The sequence below is a fragment of the Variovorax sp. P2_H12 genome (genome assembly GCF_056403395.1).
The window spans coordinates 1-22860 of sequence record NZ_JBFUFO010000018.1 but is presented as its reverse complement, the minus strand read 5'-3'; the positions used below and the strand labels follow the sequence as shown (position 1 = coordinate 22860).

General features: G+C 68.6%; 21 protein-coding genes. 11 read left to right on the top strand and 10 right to left on the bottom strand.

Annotated features, from left to right (window positions below; genetic code table 11):
- Positions 1-89: 89 nt before the first annotated feature.
- The 4 genes from AC1DYK_RS14385 to AC1DYK_RS14370 all read left to right on the top strand — a co-directional run bounded on the left by AC1DYK_RS14385 (position 90) and on the right by AC1DYK_RS14370 (position 4508).
- Positions 90-980 carry a LysR family transcriptional regulator gene (locus AC1DYK_RS14385; RefSeq protein ID WP_478166941.1) on the top strand — a complete coding sequence of 297 codons (891 nt, stop codon included), beginning with the start codon at positions 90-92 and terminating at the stop codon, positions 978-980.
- A gap of 37 nt (positions 981-1017) precedes the next feature.
- The gene (locus AC1DYK_RS14380) at positions 1018-1944 is read left to right on the top strand and encodes an ATP-binding cassette domain-containing protein (RefSeq protein ID WP_442282107.1); all 927 of its coding nucleotides are present in this window, start codon (positions 1018-1020) and stop codon (positions 1942-1944) included.
- A 5-nt stretch (positions 1945-1949) separates the two neighbouring features.
- Complete coding sequence (locus AC1DYK_RS14375; protein ID WP_478166940.1) at positions 1950-2795, top strand: ABC transporter permease; 846 nt, start codon at positions 1950-1952, stop codon at positions 2793-2795.
- 78 nt (positions 2796-2873) lie between these two features.
- Positions 2874-4508, top strand: a complete 1635-nt coding sequence (locus AC1DYK_RS14370) for a Vgb family protein (protein ID WP_478166939.1) — start codon at positions 2874-2876, stop codon at positions 4506-4508.
- A gap of 7 nt (positions 4509-4515) precedes the next feature.
- Here the strand turns inward: AC1DYK_RS14370 and AC1DYK_RS14365 are convergent, their stop codons facing one another.
- Positions 4516-5409, bottom strand: a complete 894-nt coding sequence (locus AC1DYK_RS14365) for a LysR family transcriptional regulator (protein ID WP_478166938.1) — start codon at positions 5407-5409, stop codon at positions 4516-4518.
- Between the two features lie 90 nt (positions 5410-5499).
- On the opposite strand from AC1DYK_RS14365, the gene AC1DYK_RS14360 reads away from it, so the two are divergent.
- On the top strand, positions 5500-6525 hold the full coding sequence (locus AC1DYK_RS14360; RefSeq protein ID WP_478166937.1) for an NAD-dependent epimerase/dehydratase family protein: 1026 nt from the start codon (positions 5500-5502) through the stop codon (positions 6523-6525).
- A 39-nt stretch (positions 6526-6564) separates the two neighbouring features.
- Positions 6565-7725: an acyl-CoA dehydrogenase family protein gene (locus AC1DYK_RS14355; protein ID WP_478166936.1), complete on the top strand. Its 1161-nt coding sequence runs from the start codon at positions 6565-6567 to the stop codon at positions 7723-7725.
- An 18-nt stretch (positions 7726-7743) separates the two neighbouring features.
- On the opposite strand, the gene AC1DYK_RS14350 is transcribed toward AC1DYK_RS14355, so the two are convergent.
- The gene (locus tag AC1DYK_RS14350) at positions 7744-8997 is read right to left on the bottom strand and encodes a DEAD/DEAH box helicase (RefSeq protein ID WP_478166935.1); all 1254 of its coding nucleotides are present in this window, start codon (positions 8995-8997) and stop codon (positions 7744-7746) included.
- Between the two features lie 70 nt (positions 8998-9067).
- Between AC1DYK_RS14350 and AC1DYK_RS14345 the strand changes: the two genes are divergently transcribed.
- From AC1DYK_RS14345 to AC1DYK_RS14330, 4 genes are all read left to right on the top strand, one after another.
- Positions 9068-9289, top strand: coding sequence for a DUF3820 family protein (locus AC1DYK_RS14345; RefSeq protein ID WP_478090482.1), 222 nt, complete (start codon positions 9068-9070; stop codon positions 9287-9289).
- A 222-nt stretch (positions 9290-9511) separates the two neighbouring features.
- Complete coding sequence (locus AC1DYK_RS14340) at positions 9512-9922, top strand: RNA recognition motif domain-containing protein (protein WP_478166934.1); 411 nt, start codon at positions 9512-9514, stop codon at positions 9920-9922.
- 151 nt (positions 9923-10073) lie between these two features.
- On the top strand, positions 10074-10562 hold the full coding sequence (locus tag AC1DYK_RS14335) for a tripartite tricarboxylate transporter TctB family protein (protein ID WP_478166933.1): 489 nt from the start codon (positions 10074-10076) through the stop codon (positions 10560-10562).
- 10 nt (positions 10563-10572) lie between these two features.
- Positions 10573-12084, top strand: a complete 1512-nt coding sequence (locus AC1DYK_RS14330; RefSeq protein WP_478166932.1) for a tripartite tricarboxylate transporter permease — start codon at positions 10573-10575, stop codon at positions 12082-12084.
- Positions 12085-12128: 44 nt separating this feature from the next.
- On the opposite strand, the gene AC1DYK_RS14325 is transcribed toward AC1DYK_RS14330, so the two are convergent.
- From AC1DYK_RS14325 to AC1DYK_RS14305, 5 genes are read right to left on the bottom strand one after another with little or no spacing between them, the layout of a single operon-like run.
- A complete protein-coding gene (locus AC1DYK_RS14325) occupies positions 12129-13367 on the bottom strand; it encodes an acetyl-CoA acetyltransferase (protein ID WP_478166931.1) in 1239 nt (412 codons plus the stop codon).
- A complete protein-coding gene (locus AC1DYK_RS14320; protein WP_478166930.1) occupies positions 13364-15019 on the bottom strand; it encodes a class I adenylate-forming enzyme family protein in 1656 nt (551 codons plus the stop codon). Before AC1DYK_RS14320 ends, AC1DYK_RS14325 begins: the two co-directional genes overlap by 4 nt.
- Entirely contained in the window at positions 15016-15825 is an 810-nt protein-coding gene (locus AC1DYK_RS14315) for an SDR family NAD(P)-dependent oxidoreductase (RefSeq protein ID WP_478166929.1), read from the bottom strand. The genes AC1DYK_RS14320 and AC1DYK_RS14315 overlap by 4 nt, the downstream gene beginning before the upstream one ends.
- A gap of 23 nt (positions 15826-15848) precedes the next feature.
- Complete coding sequence (locus AC1DYK_RS14310) at positions 15849-16628, bottom strand: SDR family NAD(P)-dependent oxidoreductase (protein ID WP_478166928.1); 780 nt, start codon at positions 16626-16628, stop codon at positions 15849-15851.
- Between the two features lie 7 nt (positions 16629-16635).
- Positions 16636-17880, bottom strand: coding sequence for a branched-chain amino acid ABC transporter substrate-binding protein (locus AC1DYK_RS14305; RefSeq protein WP_478166927.1), 1245 nt, complete (start codon positions 17878-17880; stop codon positions 16636-16638).
- Positions 17881-18044: 164 nt separating this feature from the next.
- On the opposite strand from AC1DYK_RS14305, the gene AC1DYK_RS14300 reads away from it, so the two are divergent.
- Complete coding sequence (locus AC1DYK_RS14300; RefSeq protein ID WP_478166926.1) at positions 18045-18713, top strand: TetR/AcrR family transcriptional regulator; 669 nt, start codon at positions 18045-18047, stop codon at positions 18711-18713.
- 72 nt (positions 18714-18785) lie between these two features.
- Here AC1DYK_RS14300 and AC1DYK_RS14295 read toward each other — a convergent pair whose 3' ends face one another.
- Genes AC1DYK_RS14295 through AC1DYK_RS14285 form a run of 3 tightly spaced genes read right to left on the bottom strand, consistent with a single transcriptional unit; the run spans position 18786 to position 22649 of the window.
- Positions 18786-19958: an ABC transporter substrate-binding protein gene (locus AC1DYK_RS14295; RefSeq protein ID WP_478166925.1), complete on the bottom strand. Its 1173-nt coding sequence runs from the start codon at positions 19956-19958 to the stop codon at positions 18786-18788.
- A 37-nt stretch (positions 19959-19995) separates the two neighbouring features.
- Positions 19996-21879, bottom strand: coding sequence for an AMP-dependent synthetase/ligase (locus AC1DYK_RS14290; protein WP_478166924.1), 1884 nt, complete (start codon positions 21877-21879; stop codon positions 19996-19998).
- Positions 21876-22649, bottom strand: coding sequence for an ABC transporter ATP-binding protein (locus AC1DYK_RS14285; protein WP_478166923.1), 774 nt, complete (start codon positions 22647-22649; stop codon positions 21876-21878). Before AC1DYK_RS14285 ends, AC1DYK_RS14290 begins: the two co-directional genes overlap by 4 nt.
- Between the last annotated feature and the right edge of the window lie 211 nt (positions 22650-22860).

The following is a 22860-nucleotide window of genomic DNA, read 5'->3' as shown; positions in this document are numbered from 1 at the left end:
TGGGGGTGTGCCGATTCTTGTTTGTTCCTCACTCCGGAGTAATGACTCCGATTGCATTTGACTGCTCCGATTTCCGGTCTAATCGCTTCATGGACCGCCTGAAAGCCATGCAGACCTTCGTTCAGATCGCCGACCAGGGCAGCCTCACCCGGGCCGCGGACGCGCTCGACGCCTCTCTGCCGGCCGTGGTGCGGTCGCTGGCGGCGCTCGAATCGCACCTGGGCGTGCGCCTGTTCCACCGCACGACGCGGCGCATCTCGCTGACCGAGGAGGGCCGCCACTACCTGCAGAGCGCACGCGAGGTGCTCGCCGCCGCCGACGCCGCCGACCGGGCGCTCACGGCCGACGCGGCCGAGCCCGCGGGTCAGCTCACGGTCACGGCGCCGGTGCTGTTCGGCCACATGTACGTGGCGCCGGCGATCGTTCGCTTCCTGCAGCGCTACGAGCGGATGCGCTGCAGCGTGCTGCTGCACGACCGGTCCGTGAACCTGCTGGAGGAAGGCGTCGACGTCGGCATCCGCATCAGCGCACTGGACGACTCCTCGCTGGTGGCGCAGCAACTCGGCAGCATCCGCCGCGTGGTGGTCGCGAGCCCGGCCTGGCTGCGCGCGCATGGCCGGCCGAGCCATCCGCGCGAGTTGTCGCGCGCGAACTGCGTCTGTGTCCAGCCGAACACGACGGGGCCATGGATGTTTCGCGACCACGGCCGGCCGCTGGCGGTCGCGGTCAAGGGCAACATCGAGTTCAATCACATCGCGCCGGCGATCGAGACCTGCGCGGCCGGCATGGGCTGCGGCATGTTCCTGTCCTACCAGGTGCTGCCGCTGGTGGCCGAGGGGCGGCTCGAGATCCTGCTCGAGGACTTCGAGGCGCCGCCTCGCCCGGTGAGCGTGATCTACCCGCATGCGCGGCTGCTGCCCACGCGCACCCGCGTCTTCATCGACTGGATGAAATCCGAGTTCAGCGGCCTGCGGCTCTGAGGCCAGGCGTCGCTCGCGCTTGCGCCACAATGCGCCGGTGCCGACTCCCCTCTTCCACGCCAGCCACCTGCGCAAGCGCTACGGCGACACCACGGTCGTCGACGACCTGTCCTTCGAGATCGCGCCGGGCGAATGCCTCGGCGTGATCGGCCCGAACGGCGCCGGCAAGACCACCACCATCCGCATGTGCCTGGGCCTCACCGCGGCCGACGGCGGCACGATCGAGGCGCTCGGCGGCCTCTCGATGCCGCGCGACGCGCGCGCCATCAAGGCGCAGCTCGGCGTGGTGAGCCAGTTCGACACGCTCGACCCCGACTTCAGCTGCGCCGAGAACCTGATGGTCTACGCGCGCTACTTCGGCATGCGCCGCAGCGAGATCGCGCCGCGCATTCCGCAGCTGCTCGAATTCGCGGCGCTGTCGCACAAGGCCCACGCGAAGCCCGGCGAGCTGTCGGGCGGCATGCGGCGGCGGCTCTCGCTGGCACGCGCGCTGGTCAACGACCCGAAGCTGCTGATGCTCGACGAACCGACCACCGGGCTGGATCCGCAGGCGCGGCACCTGATGTGGGAGCGGCTGCAGGTGCTGCTGCAGCAAGGCAAGTCGATCCTGCTCACGACCCACTTCATGGACGAGGCCGAGCGGCTGTGCTCGCGGCTCCTGGTGCTCGACCATGGCCGCAAGATCGCAGAGGGCCGGCCGCGCGACCTGATCGCCGAGCACCTCGAGCCCGACGTGGTCGAGCTCTACGGCGACGGCGCGCTCGAACTGGCGCATTCGCCGCTGAAGGACTTCGCGGCCCGCGTCGAGGTCAGCGGCGAGACGGTATTCTTCTACACCCAGGACGCGCGCGGCCTGATGGCGGCGCTGGGCGACCGCAGCGGCCTGCGCACCTTCCACCGGCCGGCCAATCTCGAGGATCTGTTCCTCAAGCTGACCGGCCGACAGATCCGGGAGGATGGTTGACCGACATGGCGAACTCGACGACTTCCTCGCTGGCGGATCTCCCGCCCACGCCACCGGCGCCCTCGGTCTGGCGCGCGCCCGAGCTTTCGATGCGCTGGTGGCCGGTGTTCCTGCGCAATCTCCTGGTCTGGCGCAAGCTCGCGATCCCGAGCCTGATCGGCAACATCGCCGAGCCCCTGATCTGGCTGGTGGCCTTCGGCTATGGCATGGGCGCACTGGTCGGGCAGGTGCAGGTGGACGGCACCGCGGTGCCCTACATCCTGTTCCTCGCCAGCGGCTCGATCTGCATGAGCGCGATGAACGCGGCCTCGTTCGAGGCGCTCTATTCGGCCTTCTCGCGCATGCACGTGCAGAAGACCTGGGACGGCATCATGAACGCGCCGGTGGGCCTCGACGACGTGGTGCTGGCCGAGATGCTGTGGGCCGGTTTCAAGGCCATCTTCACCACCACCGCGATCCTGTTCGTGATGCTGGCGCTGGGCATCAGCCACAGCCCGAAGCTCATCGTCGCCTGGTTCGTGCTGGTCGGCGTCGGCATCACCTTCTCGTGCATCGCGCTGATCTTCAATGCGCTGGCCAAGGGCTACGATTTCTTCACCTACTACTTCACGCTGTTCATGACGCCGATGATGTTCCTGTCGGGCGTGTTCTTCCCGCTCGAGCAGTTGCCGGGCGTGGTGCGAACGATCGCAGGATGGCTGCCGCTTTCCAGCGCCGTGGCGCTGGTGCGGCCGCTCTTCATGGACCAGTGGCCGGCCGACTGGTGGCGGCACGCGCTGGTGCTGGTCGCCTACACGGTGGTCGCGTTCTGGATCGCGCTGGCCCTCACGCGCAAGCGCTTCAGAGCTTGATGGGCCCCCACGCTTGTCTCGTTCGTGACTGCAATGCGGCGCGCCGCTGTTAGGGTCCGGACACAACGAGGAGACAACATGAACCGTATCCTGAGCGGCTTCCTGATGGCGTCGACGCTCGTCCTCGGCGCCTGCACGACGACCGCGCCCACGCGCCCCGCCGCCTGGGCCCCGCCCGAGGCGATCGTTGCCCCTTCTGCCTTCTCGGGCGTGCACGGCCTGGCGATCGACCGCCAGGGACGGCTGCTCGCCGGCTCGGTGGTCGGCAATACGCTGTGGGAGGTCGATCGCCAGACCGGCGCCGCCCGCGTGCTGGTCAAAGGTCCCGAAGGCCAGGCCGACGACATCGCGGTCGGTCCCAAGGGCGAACTCGCGTGGACCAACTACCTGATGGGCATGCTGCGCCTGCGCGACAACGATGGCGCGCCGATGCGCGTGGTCGCCAAGGAGCTGCCGGGCCTCAACTCGCTCGATTTCGATCGCCGCAACGGCAAGCTCTATGCGTCGCAGGTGTTCCTGGGCGATGCGCTGTGGGAGATCGACCCCGCCGGCCAGAAGCCGCCGCGGCTGATCAAGAAGGACATGGGCGGCTTCAACGGCTTCGAGGTCGGGCCCGACGGCCTGCTCTACGGCCCGCTGTGGTTCAAAGGCCAGGTGGTGAAGATCGACCCCTCGAACGGCGCCATGACCGTGATCGCAGAGGGCTTCAAGATTCCGGCCGCCGCCAATCTCGACGGCAAGGGCAACCTGTGGGTGGTGGATGCGCGCAGCGGCGAGCTGGTCCGGGTCGATCTGGCGACCGGCCGCAAGACCGTGGTCAAGCAACTCAAGCCCTCGCTCGACAACCTGGCGATCGCGCCCGAAGGCACCGTCTACGTCTCGAACATGGCCGACAACTCGGTCGAGGCCTTCAATCCGGCGACCGGCGCGCTGCGCCTGCTCACCGGCGGCAAGCTGGCGGTGCCGGCCGGCCTCAAGATCGACGGCAACGAGCTCTGGGTGGCCGACGTGTTCGGCTTCCGGCAGGTCGATGCCACGACCGGTGCGGTCCGCGACATCTTCCGGATGCAGCGCGACCCGGAGCTCGAATACCCGTTCGCAGTCGGCCTGTCACCCACGCATTTCGCGCTCACGTCGTGGTTCACCGGCACGGTGCAGCTGGTCGACCGCAAGACGCTCAAGACCACCGGCACGCTGCATGGCCTGAAGGGGCCGGTCGATGCGATCCCGATGGCCGACGGCAGCGTGATCTACGCCGAGATCGCGACCGGCAGCGTGACGCGCGCCAAGGGTCCCAAGTTCGAGGACCGGGAGGTGCTGGCCAGCGGGCTCGGCGGGCCGGTGCAGATGATCGTCGGCCGCGACGGCGCGCTCTATGTCACCGAGGCCGCGGGCAAGCTCACGCGCATCCCGCTCGACGCCAGCGCGCCGCTGCGCCCGGTGGCCGAAGGGCTGGCGATGCCCGAAGGCGTGGCGCAGACGCCGTGGGGCACCTTCATCGTGGCCGAAAGCGCGGCCCGGCGGCTGGTCGAAATCGACCCCGTGAGCGGCAGCCGCCGCACCGTGGCCGAGAACCTGCCGATCGGCCTCGAGGCCGGCCCCGGCATGCCGCCCCCCTATGTGCCGACCGGCGTGGCGGTCGGCAGCGACGGCACGATCTACATGACGGCGGACCGCAACAACGCGCTGTACCGGATCCGGCCGCAGCGCTGAGGCGTCGTCAGGTGGCGCAGTAGGCCGACAGGGCGCCGACCAGGTGCTCGAAGGTCGCGCGCACCCGGCGCACGCGGCGCAGGTCCTCGTGCATCGTGACCCAGGTGTCCAGGCCGTAGCCGAAGGCCTCCGGCAGCACCGCCACCAGCGTCGGATCGCGCCGCGCGATCGCCTTCTGGCAGATGCCGATCCCGAGGCCGGCGCGGATCGCGCCCAGCTGCGCGAGCTGGTTGTCGGTGCGGCAACTGAAGTTCGGGCGCGCCAGGCGCAGGCCGAGCGCGCTCAAGGCGCGCAGGTCGGCGGTCTCGCGGTCCGGCCCGATCAGCGCGAAGCGATCGAGGTCTTCGAGGCCGGCCGGCGTGCCATGGCGCTCCAGATAGCCCGCCTTGGCGAACAACCCCAGCTCGACCACGCCGACCCGTGTGGCGACCATCGCGGCCTGCGTGGGCCGCACCATCCGCACCGCGATGTCGGCCTCGTGCCGCAGCAGGTCCTCGTTGCGGTTGGTCAGGCTGAGTTCGAACGCCAGGCCCGGCTGGGTCTCCCGCAACCCGGCCAGGACCGACGGCAGCACCTCCGCGCCGACCACGTCGCTGGCGGTGATGCGCACCGTGCCGTGGGCGGCGTCGGTGTCCGCCGAAGCCGTCCGTGCGAAGGCTTCGGCCGCGGCGGCCATCACCTCGGCATGGCCGCCGAGTTCGCGCGCGGCCTCCGTCGGCGACAGGCCGCTGGGCGAGCGCGTGAAGAGGGCGACGCCGATCGAGCGCTCCAGCGCTTCGAGCCGGCGCCGCACCGTCGGCTGCGCGACGCCCAGCGCCCGCGCCGCGGCCGACAGGCTGCCCTCGCGCAGCACCGCGAGAAAGGCGCGCTGGTTTTCCCAGTCCAAGGGATTTTTGCTCATACATTTCATACTAGCCGATAGCAGCGTTATGACAATTGCGTTTATCCTCGCCCGCTTCAAGAATGGGTTCCTCAACGAAAGGAACCGGTCATGGAACGAGGAACGGCATTGGTGCTGGGTGCAACGGGCGGCATCGGCGGTGAAACCACGGCGGCGCTGCTGCGGCGCGGCTGGCAGGTGCGAGCCCTGGCGCGCGACCCGGCCAAGGCGGCGGCACAGTGGCCGGCCGGCACGACGCAGCCGCAATGGCTGGCGGGCGACGCGATGGACGCCGACCGTGTGGTCGCCGCCGCCCGCGGCGCCTCGCTGATCGTGCACGCGGTCAACCCGCCGGGCTATCGCCACTGGAATACGCTGGTGCTGCCGATGCTCGAGAGCACGATCCGCGCAGCCGAAGGCTCGGGCGCCCGCATCGTGCTGCCCGGCACGGTCTACAACTACGGGCCCGATGCCTTTCCCGACATCGCCGAAAGCGCGCCGCAGCACCCGCAGACGCGCAAGGGCGCGATCCGCGTGCAGATGGAGCAGCGCCTGCGCGCGGCGGCCGAGCGCGGCGTGCGCACGCTGATCGTGCGAGCCGGCGACTTCTTCGGCCCGCACGCCGGCAACAACTGGTTCTCGCAGGGCCTCGTCAAGCCCGGCCAGCCGCTGGCCGCGATCACCGACCCGGCGCGGCCGGGCATCGGCCACCAATGGGCCTACCTGCCGGACGTGGCCGAGACCATCGCGCAACTGGTCGAGCGCGAGGCTGCGCTGCAAGCCTTCGACAGCTTCCACATGGGCGGCCACTGGGACGCCGACGGCACCCGGATGCAGGCGGCGATCCGGCGCGCCAGCGGCCAGCCCGAATTGCCCGTCCGACGCTTCCCCTGGTGGCTGGTCACACTGGCCTCACCGTTGGTGCCCGTGATTCGCGAGCTGCGCGAGATGCGCTACCTCTGGCAGCAGCCGGTGCGCCTCGACAACGCGCGGCTGCTGGCGCTGCTCGGCAGCGAGCCGCACACGCCGATCGACCTCGCTGTCGGGGCCACGCTCGAGGGCCTGGGCTGCCTGCGGTCGACACCGGCCGCGGGCGCTAGCCACTTCCCGCAAGCGCGCCCGGCCGGCCCGGCCTAGAGTGGTCCACGATCACAGCAGGACCGACCGGAACCAGGCATGAACTACACGCACGAACACCTCGAGATCCAGAAGACGATGCGCCGCTTCATCGACGAGGAGATCAATCCCCACGTCGACGAATGGGAGGCGGCCGAGAACTTCCCGGCCCACGAGGTGTTCGCCAAGCTCGGCGCGCTGGGCCTGCTCGGGCTCAACAAGCCGGAGGAATACGGCGGCGCCGGCCTCGACTACTCCTACGCGATGGCGATGGCCGAGGCGCTGGGCCACGTGAGCTGCGGCGGCGTGCCGATGGCCATCGGCGTGCAGACCGACATGTGCACCCCGGCGCTGGCCCGCTTCGGCAGCGACGAACTGCGCCGCGAGTTCCTGGCGCCCGCGATCGCGGGCCAGACCGTGGGCTGCATCGGCGTCAGCGAACCCGGCGCCGGCAGCGATGTCGCCGGCCTCAAGAGCCATGCGCGAAAAGACGGCGGCGACTACCTGATCAGCGGCCAGAAGATGTGGATCACCAACAGCCTGCAGGCCGACTGGATGTGCATGCTGGTCAACACCAGCGACGGCCCCGCGCATCGCAACAAGTCGCTGATCATGGTGCCGATGGACAGCCCCGGCATCGAAAAGGCGAAGAAGATCCGCAAGATCGGCATGCACTCGAGCGACACCGGCCTGATCTACTTCGACGAGGTCCGGGTGCCGCAGCGCTATCGCATCGGCGGGGAAGGCCAGGGCTTCGTCTACCAGATGCAGCAGTTCCAGGAAGAGCGCCTGTGGTGCGCGGCCAGTTCGCTGGCGCCGCTGGACGAGTGCATCGCCGACACCATCGAATGGGCGCAGCAGCGCAAGCTGTTCGGCGGCACGCTGGCCGACCAGCAGTGGGTGCAGTTCAAGCTGGCCGAACTCAAGACCGAGGTGGAAGCGCTGCGCGCGCTGACCTACCGCGCCTGCGACCTGCACGTGCAGGGCCAGGACGTGACCGAGCTGGCGTCGATGGCCAAACTCAAGACCGGCCGGCTCACGCGCGAGGTGTCCGACACCTGCCTGCAGTTCTGGGGCGGCATGGGCTTCACCTGGGAGAACCGGGTCTCGCGGCTCTTCCGCGACGGCCGCCTGGCCTCGATCGGCGGCGGCGCCGACGAGGTGATGCTCGGCATCCTTGCCAAGACCATGGGCATCGCGAAGCGGCCGCCGCGGGAATGACGACAGCCGCCCGGGCCCCTACCGATCGCGCGCCGCGGCCTGAAGCGCGCGCAACTTGTCCTTCTTGCTCGGCCGCTTGCCCTTGACACCGCCGGTGCCCGGGTCGCCCGCGGGCGCGGGCGGCGGCACCTCGACCGGCTCGAATCCTGCCACCCGCTCGCGCGGCACGTTGAGGCCCTGGCGCTTCTCGATCAGCCTGAAATGCGCCTCGGTCGCGGCGCTGACGAAGCTCACCGCGACGCCGCTTTCGCCGGCCCGGCCGGTGCGGCCGATCCGGTGCACGTAGTCGACCGACGAGCGCGGCAGGTCGAAATTCACCACCACCGGCAACTGCGCGACGTCGATGCCGCGGGCCGCCAGGTCGGTGGCCACCACCACCTGCACCCGGGAAGCCTTGAAGTCGGCCAGCACCTGCGTGCGCTTGCCCTGGCTCAGCACGCCATGGAAGGGTTCGGCCTCGACACCGGCGCGGCGCAGCTTGTCGGCCACGATCTCGGCGCCATGCTTGGTGGCGACGAAGACCAGCACGCGGGTCCAGCCGCTGTCCTTGATCAGCTGGCGCAGCAACTGGGTGCGCCGGCTGGCGTCGACCTCGATCGCACGCTGCTGGATGGCCGCCGGCTCCCCGGCCGGCTCGGCCTCCACCTCGACGCGCACCGGCTCCTTCAACAGGCTGTCGGCCAGCGACTGGATCGCCTGCGGGAAGGTGGCCGAGAACAGCAGGTTCTGGCGCCGCGCCGGCAACAGCGCCAGGATGCGGCCCAGTTCCTCGGCGAAGCCGAGATCGAACAGGCGGTCGGCCTCGTCGAGCACCAGCGTCGCCACCGACGACAGCCTGAGCGCGCGATGGTCGATCAGGTCGAGCAGGCGGCCCGGCGTCGCGACCATGATGTCGGCGCCGCCGCGCAGCGCCATCATCTGCGGGTTGATCGAGACGCCGCCGAAGGCCACCGCGATCTTCACCGGCGCCGGCAGGTGCTGCGCCAGGCTGCGCATCGACTCGCCGACCTGCGCGGCGAGTTCGCGCGTGGGAACCAGCACCAGCGCCTGCAGGCGGCGGGGCGACTGGCGGGGCTGGCCGGCGAGCGCCTGCAGCAGCGGCAGCGAGAATGCCGCAGTCTTGCCGGAGCCGGTCCGGGCCGCGCCCAGCAGGTCACGTCCCTGCAGGATCGCCGGGATGGCTTCGAGCTGGATCGCGGTGGGCGCGACGTAGCCCTTGTCGGTGGCGGCGCGCACCAGGGCGGGATCGAGTCCGAGCGATTGAAATGGCATGGATGGAGGCACGGATAGGGCGTTGAGAATGACGGAGCATAGCTACCATCCACCAGGCGACACAGCAACCATGAATTCCGAGGACCTCGACAAACTCGTCAGCCGCGAGATGCCGTTCGGCAAATACAAGGGCCGGCTGATTGCCGACCTGCCCGGCAACTACCTGACCTGGTTCGCCCGCGAAGGCTTCCCGCCCGGGGAAATCGGCCGCCTGCTGTCGCTGATGCATGAAATCGACCACAACGGGCTCAAAGGGCTGCTGAACCCGCTGCGCAGGCGGCCGCCGGGCTGATTTCGTCTCTTTTTTTAGCCCCGGAACAAATAATCACCCGAATTTCAAGCGGAAGTTCACACAAAAGTCTGATAGTGCACGACAATGCTGGAGCGTTTCTGGCAGTCACTGCCAGTTTCGTGAACCGGTGATCGGTCAGTTTCGCGCCACAGCGCCACTTATGTTTGTTGTGATACTGGGACTCCATCGCTTTGTTTTTTTGGTTTGATTAGGAGTCCCTCCATGGGCAAGAAACTTTACGTAGGCAACCTCGCTTACTCCATCCGCGACAACGACCTCGAACAGGCTTTCAGCCAGTACGGCTCGGTCGCCAGCGCCAAGGTCATGATGGAACGCGACAGCGGTCGCTCCAAGGGCTTCGGCTTTGTCGAAATGGGCACCGACGCGGAAGCGCTGGCTGCCATCGAAGGCCTGAACGGCCAAGCACTCGACGGCCGCAGCCTGACCGTCAATGAAGCCCGTCCGATGGAGCCCCGTTCGCCCGGCGGCTTCGGCGGCGGCGGTGGTGGTCGCAGCGGTGGCGGCGGCTACGGCGGCGGCGGCGGTGGTGGCGGCTACGGTGGTGGCGGCGGCGGCAACCGCAGCGGCGGTGGCGGCTACGGCGGCGGCGGCGGTGGCCGCGGCGGCTACTAAGCCCTCCCCAGCTTCAAGCAAAAAAGGCTCCTTCGGGAGCCTTTTTCGTTGGCGCGCCAGCGCTCGGTACGTGGAAGTCCGTACAGTGCTGGTCAGTCCACCGTCAGGCGCTGGCGACGACCCTCGAGGCACTTCAACGAGGATCGAGACAATGCGCATCAAGAGTCAGGCCGACTTCTTTTCAGGAGTCATGTTCACAGCGGTGGGGGCGGCGTTTGCCATCGGCGCCACCACCTACAACATCGGCGATGGGGCCCGCATGGGGCCCGGCTACTTTCCGCTCATGCTGGGCATTCTGCTGGCCGTGCTTGGCGCCCTGGTGATGTTCCAGTCGCTGGTGGTCGAGACGGTCGACGGCGACCCGATCGGCAAATGGGCCTGGAAACCGCTGTTCTTCGTCATCGCGGCCAACCTCGCCTTCGGCGTGTTGCTGGGCGGCCTGCCGAGCATCGGCGTGCCGGCCATGGGCATGATCATCGCGATCTACGCGCTCACCATCATCTCCAGCCTCGCGGGCGAGCACTTCAAGCTGCGCGACGTGCTGGTTCTCTCGACCATCCTGGCGGCAGGCAGCTACGTGGCGTTCATCTGGGCGCTCAAGTTGCAGATCCAGGTCTGGCCCACCTTCATTTCGGGCTGAGGACACCGCCATGGAACTGTTTCACAACCTCGCGATCGGCTTCGGCGTCGCCTTCACCTTCACCAACCTGCTGTACTGCCTGGTCGGCTGTATTCTCGGCACGCTGATCGGCGTGCTGCCGGGCATCGGCCCGGTCGCCACCATCGCGATGCTGCTGCCCGCGACCTATGCGCTGCCGCCGGTGTCGGCCCTCATCATGCTGGCCGGCATCTACTACGGCGCCCAGTACGGCGGCTCCACCACCGCCATCCTGGTCAACCTGCCGGGCGAATCGTCCTCGGTCGTGACCTGCATCGACGGCTACCAGATGGCGCGACAGGGGCGAGCGGGGCCTGCGCTGGCCGCGGCCGGCCTGGGTTCGTTCTTCGCCGGCTGCGTCGGCACGCTGATCCTGGCGGCCTTCGCGCCGCCGCTGACCGAACTGGCCTTCAAGTTCGGCCCGGCCGAGTACTTCTCGCTGATGGTGCTGGGCCTGATCGGCGCCGTGGTGCTGGCCTCGGGCTCGCTGCTCAAGGCGGTCGCGATGATCGTGCTGGGCCTGCTGCTCGGCATCGTCGGCACCGACGTCAATTCGGGCGTGGCGCGCTTCAGCTTCGACATTCCTGAACTCACCGACGGCATCGGCTTCGTCGTGATCGCGATGGGCGTGTTCGGCTACGGCGAAATCATCGGCAACCTCTCGCAGCCCGACGAGGAGCGCGAGGTGTTCACCTCCGAGGTCAAGGGCCTGTGGCCGACCAAGGACGACTTCAAGAACATGGCACCCGCGGTGCTGCGCGGCACCACGCTGGGCTCGGCGCTCGGCATCCTGCCCGGCGGCGGCGCACTGCTGGCTTCGTTCGCGGCCTATGCGCTCGAGAAGAAGATCCGCATGCGGCCCGGCGAAGTGCCGTTCGGCAAGGGCAACATCCGCGGCGTGGCATCGCCCGAGTCGGCCAACAACGCCGGCGCGCAGACCTCCTTCATCCCGCTGCTGACGCTGGGCATCCCGCCCAACGCGGTGATGGCGCTGATGGTCGGCGCGATGACGATCCACAACATCCAGCCCGGTCCGCAGGTGATGACCAGCAACCCCGAGCTGTTCTGGGGCCTGATCGCCTCGATGTGGATCGGCAACGCGATGCTGATCATCCTGAACCTGCCGCTGATCGGCATGTGGATCAAGCTGCTGACGGTGCCCTACAAGTTCCTGTTCCCGGCCATCGTGCTGTTCTGCGCCATCGGCGTGTACTCGACCAACAACAACACCTTCGACATCTGGATGGTGGCGGCCTTCGGCTTCATCGGCTATCTGTTCATCAAGCTGCGGACCGAGCCGGCGCCGCTGCTGCTGGGCTTCATCCTGGGGCCGATGATGGAAGAGAACCTGCGCCGTGCGCTGCTGCTGTCGCGCGGCACCTGGAGCGTGTTCGTGACGCGGCCGCTGTCGGCCGGGCTGCTGGTGGCGGCCTGCCTGCTGCTCGGGATCGTGCTCCTGCCGTCGATCAAGGCCAAGCGGGAAGAGGCCTTCGTCGAAGAATAAGCCGGCCCCGCCCCGGGGGTGCCGTGCCCCCGGAGGCTGTGTTCTCAGGCGTTGCGCTCGACGATGAAGCTCACCACGGTGGTGGCGCTGCCGCCGATGTTGAGCGTCGCAAAGCGCCGGGCGCCCTCGACCTGGCAATCGCCGGCCCGCCCCGCCACCTGGCGCGCGGCGTCGAGCACCATGCGCACGCCGGTGGCGCCCACCGGGTGGCCCAGGCCGATCAGCCCGCCGCTCGGATTGACCGGCAGGCGGCCGCCCCGTTCGATGGTGCCGGCCTCGATCGCGCGCCAGCTCTCGCCTGGCGCGGTGATGCCGAAGTGGTCGATCGCCATGTACTCGGTGGTGGTGAAGCAATCGTGCGTCTCGATGCCGTCGAGCTGCCACACGTCCGCGATACCGGCGCGGCGGAATGCCCCCTGGACCGCCTCGCGCACATGCGGGAACACGTAGGCCTGGCCGGCACTGGCCTGCAGCTTGGGATCGAGCTTCAGGTGCGCCGTACGGTGACCCCAGCCGGCGATGCGCGGCAGCGCGTCCAGCGACTGGCCCCGCCGCCTGGCCCATGCCTCGGCGAAGCGCGGCGACGCGAGAACCACGGCTGCGGCGCCGTCGGTGACCTGGCCGCAATCCTGGCGCCGGATCATGCCCTCGATCACGGGATTGGCTGCATCGTCGGCGGTGAAGCTGGCCTCGGTGTAGTCCCACGCTCGCGTCTGCGCGAACGGGTTGCGGCGCGCGTTCGAGATGTTGATCTCGGCGATGCGCGCCAGATGCTCGTACTTCAGTCCATAGCGCCGCTCATACTCCTGCCCGACCCGATGGAACATGTGCGGCCACACGTAGGTCGCCCCGGCGCCTTCCTCGCCCACCCAGGTCGCGGCACCCAGGTGCTGTGCGGCCACGGCGCCGGGCACGTTGCGCTCCAGCTCCACGCCGGTGACCAGCACGCAATCGTAGCGGCCGCACTCGATCTCGGCCGTGGCGGCCAGCATCGCGATGCTGCCCGACGCGCAGGCCGCCTCGTGCCGCCCCGCGGGCGTGCCGTAGAAGCCGGGGTCGATCGCCGCGAGCATGCCGCCCAGCTGACCCTGCCCGGCGAAGAGCTCGCCGACGAAATTGCCGACATGGCCGGATTCGATCTCGCGCGCCTCCAGCGCGGCATCGGCGAGCGCGCCCTGCACCGCGTCGCGCATCAGCTCGAACAGGCCATCGCCGGCGCGCGACGCGTGGCGTGCGAAATCGGTCTGGTGACCGCCGAGGATGTAGACCGGGGTGGGAGTCATGCACTTCTTTCTGAGTTGATGGCGGCAAGCTGCCGGGCGGCGTCGCGCGCCTGCTCGCGCAGCGGTGCCTTGACGAGCTTGCCGTTGAGGTTCCGCGGCAGCGGCGTCGCGCTGACGGTGACGAAATCGGGTGTCTTGTAGTCGGCCAGCGTGCGACGGCACAGCGCACGCACGGCCTCGGCATCCACGGGCTCGGTGGCATGCACGAACACGTGCACGCGCTCGCCCAGCACCAGACAGGGGCTCGCGACCGCGGCCACCTCGATCACGCCCGGGTGGCGCTGGATCACGTTTTCGAGCTCCACGCAGTACACCTTGAAACCGCCGCGGTTGATCATGTCCTTGATGCGGTCGAACACGCGCACGAAGCCTTCGGCATCGATGCTGCCGATGTCGCCCGAGCGCCAGTAGCCGGCCACGAACGCGTCCCGCGTGGCCTCGGGGTTGGCCCAGTAGCCGATGGCGTTGCCGGGGCTTCGGATCCACAGTTCGCCCGATTCGCCGCTGGCCACTTCTCGACCGGCGGTGTCGAGCACGCGGATATCGACGCATGGCACCACGGTGCCGACGGTGTCGGGCTTGCGCGCCGCGTCGCCGCGCTCGGTGAGCGTGACCGCCGAGGTCGTCTCGGTGGCACCGAAGCCGTTGTAGAGCGCGAGGCCGGGCAATGCCTCTGCCAGTCGCGCGATGGTGATCTCGGGCATCGCTGCGCCGCCGAAATGGCCGATGCGCCAGCACGACAGGTCGCGCCCGGGCAGCGAGGGATGCAGCAGGCAGAGGTTGTACATGGCCGGGACCATGACCGCGGCCGTGACGCGCCGCGCCTCGATTTCGGCCAACGCCTCGCCCGCGCCGAACTGCCGCAGGCACACCAGGCAGCCGCCCACCTGCAGCGCGACGACCACCACCGCCAGCAGGCCCGAGATGTGCGAAGCCGGGATCGCGAGCAGCATGCGGTCGTCGGCGGTGTAGCCGAAGCGGCGCACGTAGTGGCGCGCGGTATGAAAGAAGCCCAGGTGGGACAGCACCGCACCCTTCGGGTGCCCCGTGGTGCCCGAGGTGTACATGATGCAGGCGGGCCGGGTGTCTTCGAAGTCCGCGCCGACCGGCGCATCGTCGCCGGCGGCCAGCAGTGCCGCATACGAAAGCGCGCCCGGCCGCAGCGCCGCATCGAGCCCGCGCTCCTCGATGCACACGGTGCAATGCACGCCGGCCATGTCGGCCGGCGGCGGCAGCCGGTCGGCCAGGGAGGCGTCGAACACCAGCGCCGCAGCACCGCACTGGTTGAGCATGTAGCCGAGCTCCGCCGCGCTCTGCCGGGTGCCGATCGGCACCGCGATCGCGCCGAGCCGCCAGATGCCGGCCAGCAGCACGATGAACTCGGACCGATTGCCGACGAACAGCGCGACCCGGTCGCCGCTCGTCACGCCGCGCGCGGCGAGTCCGCTCGCGACCCGGTCGGCCAGGCGGTCGAGCATGCGGTAGCTCAACGTCACGGCGCCGTCCTCGACCGCCGGCGCGTCGCCGCGCAGGGCCACCGACGCGCGCAGCATCGCGTCGAGGTTGCGCGGCCGCTCGGCGTAGCACGGCACCAGCCGATCGCCGTAGAGCGCCTCCAGGCGCAGCGCGTCGGTGAAAGTCGGACCGCTCATGCCGCCGGCCTCCCTTCGCGCGCCGTGGTCGGCTCGCGCATGCGCACGGCGCCGTCGATGCGCACCACCGAGCCGTTCATCATCCCGTTCTCGGTCAGCGCCTGCACCATGTGGGCGAACTCCTCCGGCCGGCCGGGACGCGGCGGAAAGGGCACGTCGTCGATCAGCGTGCGCCGCGTGTGCGTGGGCACGACCTCGTACATCCCGGTCTCGAAGGTGCCCGGCGCGAGCGCCACCACGCGGATGCCGAAGCGCGCGMGCTCGCGCGCCAGCGGCAGCGTCATGCTGGCCACGCCGGCCTTCGACGAGCCGTAGGCCGCCTGCGCCGAGAGCGCCTCGTAGGCCGCGACCGAGGCGGTGTTGACGACCACGCCGCGGTCCTCGCCGTCGGCGGCGTGGTCGTCGCTCAGGCCCTCGGCGAACAGTCGAATGGTGTTGAAGGTGCCGACCAGGTTGATGTCGATGACGCGGCGGAAGACTTCGAGCTCCCGCGGCACCAGGCGGCCGGTCGCCTTGTCGGTGCGAAACACGCGCGCGGGCCCCAGCACGCCGGCGCAGTTGACCAGGATGCGCGGCAGGCCGAGCGCTGCGCGCACCTGCGCGAAGGCCGCTTCCATGTCGCTGGCTGCGCTCACGTCGCCGCCGATGGCCAGCACCGGCTGCGCGGCGGCGAGCGCATCGAGCGGCGCGCCGGCCAGGTCCAGCGCCGCCACGCGGGCGCCCTGCGCCACGAGGCGCCGCACCGTGGCCCGTCCCAGCCCCGAGGCCGCGCCGGTGACGACGGCCACCGTTCCTTCGATCTGCATCGTTTCTCCTTGGTGGGCGGCGTTCAGACGCGCGCCGGCATGCGCAGCGCGCCGTCGAGGCGGATCACTTCGCCGTTGAGCATCGGGTTGCCGACGATGGCAAGCACCAGCGCCGCGAACTCGCCGGCCTGGCCGGGCCGCTTCGGGAACGGCGGCACGGCGGCGAACACCACCTCGCGCGATCGCGGCGCGAGGCTCATCGTCATCGGCGTCTCGAACACGCCAGGCGCGATGCCCATGACGCGGATGCCGTGCTCGCCGAGCTCGCGTGCCAGGGGCAGCACCATGCCGGCCACGCCGCCCTTGGACGCGGCATAGGCGGCCTGCCCGATCTGGCCGTCGAAGGCGGCGATCGAGGCGGTGTTGACGATCACGCCGGCCTCGGCCTCGCCCACGCGCCCTTCGATCATCTGCGGCACGGCGCAGCGGATGCAATTGATGGCGCCCAGCAGATTGACCTCGATCACGCGCCGGAACTCGGCCAGCGGCATGGCGACGCCGCGGCGCACCACGCTCCCCGGGTCGGCAATGCCGGCGCAGTTGACCAGGATGCCGGTTCGCCCCAGCCGCTCGGCGACCTGGCCGAACACGGACTCGATGCGGTCGGCATCGGCCACGTCGGCCGCGAAGCCGATGGCACCCAGCGCCGCGGCGGCCGCCTCGACGGCCGCTGCATCGCGGTCGATGAGCGCGACGGACGCGCCCGCCGCGCGCAGCGCCTTCGCGGTGGCTGCGCCGAGGCCCGACGCGCCGCCGGTGACCACCGCGACCCTGCCCTGCTCCCCGGCGCCGATGTCCTGCACGCGAACCTCAGTCCGGACGGTTCATCTTGCAGTTGACGGGCAGCTCGGTGACCGGACCCGGCACCTTGGCCACCGTCTTCCAGCCCATCCCCAGTCCTTCGGCGTCGTACTTCACGCCCTTCACGAGCTGAGTGATGTAGAGCGGGTGCGTGGCCTGGTGGTCGGCCTTGCGCATCTGGATCTTGCCGAAGGGCGAGTCGTAGTCCATGCCTTCGAGCGCCTGCGCGATCTTCACGAGGTCGGTGGCGTTGCCCACCTTCTCGATGGCGCGCGCCAGCATGTCCATCTGCACGAGGATGGAGGTGTAGTAGAGGTCCTCGCCGAACTTGGCCTTGAAGTCCTTCTGGTATTTCTCGAGCGCGGGCTGCTTGTCCTCGACCGGCACGTTCGGATGCCACGAAGCGATCTGGAACACGGTGTCCTCGCCGGCCGCTCCGATCGACGTCGGCACGCCGAACAGGCCGCCGTAGTAGGTCAGGTAGCGCGCGTTCAGGCCCGACTCCTTGCTGGCCCGCACCAGCAGCGAGAGGTCGTTGCCCCAGTTGCCGGTGAGCACCGTATCGGCCCCGGACTGCTTGATCTTCAGCACGTAGGGCGAGAAGTCCTTCACCTTGCCGAAGGGATGGAAATCGTCGCCGACGAACTGCACGTCCGGCCGGGCCTTGCCGATGATCTCGCGCGCGTCGGCGCTGACCGAGCGGCCGAAGGCATAGTCCTGGTTGATGAGGTAGATCTTCTTGATCTTCGGGTTCTGCTTCACGTAGTCGGCGATGGCATACATCTTCATCAATTGGTGCGCCTCGAAGCGGAACATCCAGAAGCTGCACTTCTCCCCCGTGAGTTCGGGCAGCGCCGAGCCATAGTTGAGGTAGAGCACCCGCGACTGCGGATTTCGATCGTTGTGCTTGTCGACCGCGCCCTCCAGGGCGCCGGCGATGCCGGAGTTGCCGGCCTGCACCATGAAGCTGATCTTCTGGTCGACCGTGCTGTTGAGCATCGCGATCGCCTTCGCCGGATCCCCGCCGTTGTCCATCGGCACCACTTCGAGCTTGCGGCCGAGCACGCCGCCGCGCTCGTTGATCAGGTTCACCGCGTAGAGCAGCGTCTTCGACACCGTCACCCCCGTCGAGGCGGTCGGCCCCGAGAAGGTATCGATGTGCGAGATGCGGATCGGCGGCTGCGACTGCGCCGCGGCGGCGAGCGCGCAAACGGCCAATGCCGCCGCAACGCCCAGGGAGCGAGGAAATGCCATGGTGGTCTCCGAGGGATGCCGGCGCGCGGGCTGCGATCCCGTGATTTTTCTGTTGAGTCAATACAAGTTACTTTGCAGTAACTCCGCGTTAATATAGAGAGCCTCACCAGCGCCGTCAAGCGGGCAGACCCCGCATGCGGGTGACCGACAATCGCACCCAAGCCATGGTCACAACGCCCAGATCCAAACCGACTCCGAAGGCCGCCCGCTGGAACAACGCGCTGGCCGGAACGCCCGACCCGCGCGAGATCCGCAAGCGCGCGCTGATCGCCGCCGCCGGCCGCACCTTCGGGGTGAAGGGCTTCCACAACACCACGCTCGACGACATCGCGAGCGCACTGTCGGTGACCAAGCCGGCGCTGTACCGCTATGTCAAGAACAAGCACGAGATCCTGTATGAATGCCATCGCCTGGCCATCGGCATGGCCGAGGAGGCTCTTGAAACGGCGGAGTCCGAAGGCGCCACCGCGCTGGACGCGCTGCGCCTCTTCGTCAGTCTCTACATCCGCAAGATGACCAGCGAGCTGGGCACCTGCGTGGTGCTGACGGAGTACTACTCGATGACCGCGCAGCACAACGCCCTGATCCAGCAGCGGCGACGGGTGGTCGACACGCAGCTGCGCGCACTGGTGAGGCGATGCGTCGACGAGGGCGCGATCGCGCCGTGCGACCCCAAGCTCGCGGTGTTCTTCTTCATGGGGGCGATCAACAACATCAACCGCTGGTTCACCGACAAGGGCGAAACACAGGGCGATGCGATCGCCGAAGCCTTCGCGGACCACGTGATCCACGGCCTGCGTCCACTGAAGGCATCGAGGCGAAGCACCCGCTGAGGCTTCGCTCGCGCAAGAAAGGAAGCCGCCCTCAGGCGGCTTCGCGGCGTCCTCGCGCGGGTCGCCGGACGTTCAAGGCGCCAGGTAGTCCGACACCACCTTCCACTTGCCGTCGACGATCTGCGACAGCCGCGACTGGTCATTGCCCAGCCGCTTGGTGGCGCTGAAAGTCATCTTCGGGCTGCCGAACATGTCGGGCTCGAAGGTGCTGCCGTCCATGGCCTTGATGAAGCTGTCGGTGGTCAGGTTCGGCCCGGCCTTGTTCGCGGCCTGGATGAAGTCCTGGATGATCGAATAGCCATAGACCGAGAACACGGTCGGGTCCTCGTTGAACTTGGTCTTGTACTTGTTGGCCCAGAAGCGCAGCGGCTGCGACTGCTCGTCGGTGTAGGGGTTCTGCACCGTCATGGTGGCGTAAATGCCGTCCATCGGCTTGCCGCCCAGCTTGTGGATCAGGTCGGTATAGGCCGCGCTCGACCCCAGGAAGGTCGGGTTGAAGCCGGTCTTGCGCGCCTCGCCCACGGTGCCGATGGTCTCGCGGATGATGGTGCCGAGCACCACCAGGTCGCAGTTGGCAGCCTTCATCTTGGCGACCTGGGAGGAGAAGTCGGTCGCCCCGCGTTTGAAGGAGGTCTTCTCCGCCAGTTCCATGCCCGCGGCCTTGAGGCCGGCCTCGGCGCCGCGCTGCACCTCGAGGCCGAATTCGTCGTCCTGGTAGATGGTGCAGACCTTCTTGGCGCCCTTGTCCTTGATCATCTTGGGCAGCGCCATGCGGATCTGGTCGTAGTAGGTCGCGGCAAAGGAATACTTGAGCCGGTTGAGCGGCTCGTACATCTCGCGCGCCGCCGTGATCGGGAAGAAGTTCACGATGTTCTTCTCGAACTGCACCGGCATCGCCGCCATGTTCTGCGCGGTGCCGATGTGGCCCGCCATGATGAAGATCTTTTCCTGGTTGACCAGCTTCTGCGCCGCCAGCACGGCCTTCTTGGGGTCGTAGCCCGAGTCCTCGACGAACAGCTTGAGCTTGCGGCCATGCACGCTGCCCTGCTCGTTGAGCTCGTCCACCGCGAGCTGCATGCCGTTGCGCGACTGCTTGCCGAAGCCGGCCAGCGGGCCGGAGAGGTCCTGGATCGTGCCGATGCGGATCTCGTCCTTGCTCACGCCCTGCTGCTGCGCGCTGGCCAGGCCGGCGCCCAGCGCGAGACCGGCCGCGGCGGCCAGGGGGATCAGAGTCTGGGTCTTCATACGGAGTGTCTCCTCTAGGTTGGCGGAAGAATGGCGGCTACGCGTACATGGCGTCGATGCGCTCGGCGTACTTGGTCTGGACCAGCTTGCGCTTGAGCTTCATGGTCGGCGTGAGCTCCTCGTCCTCGGCGCTGAGTTGCGTTTCGAGAAGGAAGAACTTCTTGATCTGCTCGACCCGCGCGAACTTCGCGTTGACGCGATCGAGCTCGGCCTGGATCAGGTCCTGCACCTCCTGCGTGCGCGTGAGGCTCTGGTAGTTGCTGAACGGCACGTCATGGTCCTGGGCGAATTTCTCGACGTTCTCCTGGTCGATCATGACGATCACGGTGAGGTAGGGCCTGGCGTCGCCGATCACCACCGCGTCGGTGATGTAGGGGCTGAACTTGAGCTCGTTCTCGAGTTCGCTCGGCGTGACGTTCTTGCCGCCTGCCGTGATGATGATGTCCTTCATGCGGTCGGTGATGCGGAAATACCCGTCCTCGTCGACCGTGCCGACGTCGCCGGTGTGCAGCCAGCCCTCGGCATCGATGGTCTCGGCCGTCTTCTCCGGCAGGTTCAGGTAGCCCATGAAGACGTTGGTGCCGCGCACCAGGATCTCGCCGGTGGCGGAGTCGATGCGCACTTCGTTGTAGCCGGCGGCCGGGCCGATGGCGCCGGGCTTGATGCGTCCGGCCGGCACGCCGGTGGCGGCGCCGCAGGACTCCGTCATGCCCCAGACTTCGAGCATCGGCACGCCGAGCGCCAGGTACCACTTCACGAGTTCGGGCGAGATCGGCGCCGCACCGGTCACCAGGAAGCGCGCGCGGTGGATGCCGATCAGCTTGCGCACGTTGTCCAGCGCCAGCTTGCGCGCAAGCAGGAACTTGAAGCGCAGCAGGCCCCCGACGGGCTGGCCGGCCAGCACGCGGCCGGCGATGTCGGCGCCGACGCCGATGCTCCAGCCGTAGGCCGCCTGCTGCACGCGGCTGGCTTCCTTGAGCGCGATCATCACGCCCGAATAGAACTTCTCCCACACGCGCGGCACCGCGGTGAACACGGTGGGCGCAATCTCGCGCACGTTCTCGGGCACGGTCTCGGGATTCTCGACAAAGTTGAGGATCGAACCGGTGTACATCGCGAAGTACTCTCCGCCCATGCGCTCGGCGATGTGGCACAGGGGCAGGAAGCACATGCGCTCGTCGTGCTCATCCTGCGCCACCAGCGTGTTGTAGCCGCGCGTGGTGTAGACCAGCCCGCGGTGGCTGTGCATCGCGCCCTTGGGCTTGCCGGTGGTGCCCGAGGTGTAGACCAGGATCGCCAGGTCCTCGGGGCGGCAGGCGGCCACACGCTGCTCGAGCTCCTGCGGATGGGCCGCGAGGTAGTCGCGGCCGAGCGCGCGCAGGGCGTCAAGACTGATGACGTCGGCATCACGGAGGTCGCGCAGGCCTTCCATGTCGAAGACCACGATCTTGCGCAGCAGCGGCAGGCCCGCACGCACCTCGAGCGCCTTGTCGAGCTGCTCGTCGTCCTCGACGAACAGCACCGTGGTGCGTGAGTCCTCGCAGAGGTAGTGCACCTGCGAGGCGGCATCGGTCGGGTAGATGCCGTTGGCCACGCCGCCGCAACTGAGCACCGCGAGATCGCACAGCACCCATTCGATGACCGTATTCGACAGGATCGAGGCGCATTCGTGCGGCGCGAAGCCGATCGCCATCAGGCCACCGGCGATCTCGGCCACCGCGTCGGCGGTCTGCTTCCAGGTCCAGCTGCGCCAAATGCCGAGCTTCTTCTGCCGCATCCAGACGGTGTCGCCGCGCAGGCGGGCCGCGTTCCAGAACATCGCGGGCATGGTCTCCCCCGGGACCACGATGTCGGTGCGGGCCCCGATCCGGCCCAGGTCCCAAAGGCCGGCAGGTGCCTTGGCGTGCATGGATTGGCTCATCTCCAGGTCTTCTTCTTCTTCCAGCGCCGCTCGCCGCGCACGCCGTCGTCCTTGAGGCCGAGGTAGAACTCCTTGATGTCCTCCTTCTCGCGCAGCCGCTCGCAGGTGTCTTCCATCACGATGCGGCCGTTCTCGAGCACGTAGCCGTAGTCGGAGGCGTTGAGCGCCATGTTGGCGTTCTGCTCGACCAAGAGGATCGTGGTGCCGCGCTCGCGGTTGATGCGCACCACGATCTCGAAGATCTCCTTGGTGAGCTTGGGCGACAGGCCCAGGCTGGGCTCGTCGAGCAGGATCAGGTGCGGCGCGGCCATGATCGCGCGCGAGATGGCCAGCATCTGCTGCTGGCCGCCCGAGAGCAGGCCGGCGTCCTGCGCGGCGCGCTCCTTCAGGATCGGGAAGTAGCCGAACACGGTCTCGATGTCGTGCGCGACGCCGTCGCGGTCATGACGGGTGTAGGCGCCCATCAGGAGGTTGTCCTTGACGGACAACAGCGGGAAGACCTCGCGGCCTTCGGGCACGTGGCTCAGGCCCTGCTGGACGATGTGCGCCGGGTCCCGGGCCGTGATGTTGCTGCCCTTGAACTCGATGCTGCCCTTGCGCGGATCGATGATGCCGGAGATGGTCTTCAAGATGGTGGTCTTGCCGGCGCCGTTGGAGCCCAGCACGGTGGCGATCTCGCCGGCGCGCACCTTGAGGCTGACGCCTCGGATGGCCTTGATGGGGCCGTAGGCGCTTTCCACGTTGAGGAGCTGGAGGACTACGTCGGTCATGGACGGCCCTCACCTTCGGGGTGGCGGCGGCGGGCGGTATGCCCCGGGCCGGCCGACGTCACCAGCCGCTTCGCGGCTGCCCTGCGCTGCTCGCGACAGGCGGGGTCCGCGCAAACTCGCTCCACTGCGTTGCGCTCAAACACGCGCGGCCCTTTTTCCGCCTGCCGCTGCGCTGCTCGGCGGTGCCTCAACGGCCGGCCCGGGGCATACC

Bases quoted from the DNA above. Each gene is read 5' to 3' on its own strand.
- AC1DYK_RS14350 (WP_478166935.1), bottom strand. From the start codon at position 8,997: ATGCCATTTCAATCGCTCGGACTCGATCCCGCCCTGGTGCGCGCCGCC.
- AC1DYK_RS14365 (WP_478166938.1), bottom strand. From the start codon at position 5,409: ATGAGCAAAAATCCCTTGGACTGGGAAAACCAGCGCGCCTTTCTCGCG.
- AC1DYK_RS14385 (WP_478166941.1), top strand. From the start codon at position 90: ATGGACCGCCTGAAAGCCATGCAGACCTTCGTTCAGATCGCCGACCAG.
- AC1DYK_RS14300 (WP_478166926.1), top strand. From the start codon at position 18,045: ATGGTCACAACGCCCAGATCCAAACCGACTCCGAAGGCCGCCCGCTGG.
- AC1DYK_RS14370 (WP_478166939.1), top strand. From the start codon at position 2,874: ATGAACCGTATCCTGAGCGGCTTCCTGATGGCGTCGACGCTCGTCCTC.
- AC1DYK_RS14285 (WP_478166923.1), bottom strand. From the start codon at position 22,649: ATGACCGACGTAGTCCTCCAGCTCCTCAACGTGGAAAGCGCCTACGGC.
- AC1DYK_RS14330 (WP_478166932.1), top strand. From the start codon at position 10,573: ATGGAACTGTTTCACAACCTCGCGATCGGCTTCGGCGTCGCCTTCACC.
- AC1DYK_RS14360 (WP_478166937.1), top strand. From the start codon at position 5,500: ATGGAACGAGGAACGGCATTGGTGCTGGGTGCAACGGGCGGCATCGGC.
- AC1DYK_RS14305 (WP_478166927.1), bottom strand. From the start codon at position 17,880: ATGGCATTTCCTCGCTCCCTGGGCGTTGCGGCGGCATTGGCCGTTTGC.
- AC1DYK_RS14345 (WP_478090482.1), top strand. From the start codon at position 9,068: ATGAATTCCGAGGACCTCGACAAACTCGTCAGCCGCGAGATGCCGTTC.
- AC1DYK_RS14295 (WP_478166925.1), bottom strand. From the start codon at position 19,958: ATGAAGACCCAGACTCTGATCCCCCTGGCCGCCGCGGCCGGTCTCGCG.
- AC1DYK_RS14325 (WP_478166931.1), bottom strand. From the start codon at position 13,367: ATGACTCCCACCCCGGTCTACATCCTCGGCGGTCACCAGACCGATTTC.
- AC1DYK_RS14340 (WP_478166934.1), top strand. From the start codon at position 9,512: ATGGGCAAGAAACTTTACGTAGGCAACCTCGCTTACTCCATCCGCGAC.
- AC1DYK_RS14335 (WP_478166933.1), top strand. From the start codon at position 10,074: ATGCGCATCAAGAGTCAGGCCGACTTCTTTTCAGGAGTCATGTTCACA.
- AC1DYK_RS14355 (WP_478166936.1), top strand. From the start codon at position 6,565: ATGAACTACACGCACGAACACCTCGAGATCCAGAAGACGATGCGCCGC.
- AC1DYK_RS14375 (WP_478166940.1), top strand. From the start codon at position 1,950: ATGGCGAACTCGACGACTTCCTCGCTGGCGGATCTCCCGCCCACGCCA.
- AC1DYK_RS14290 (WP_478166924.1), bottom strand. From the start codon at position 21,879: ATGAGCCAATCCATGCACGCCAAGGCACCTGCCGGCCTTTGGGACCTG.
- AC1DYK_RS14320 (WP_478166930.1), bottom strand. From the start codon at position 15,019: ATGAGCGGTCCGACTTTCACCGACGCGCTGCGCCTGGAGGCGCTCTAC.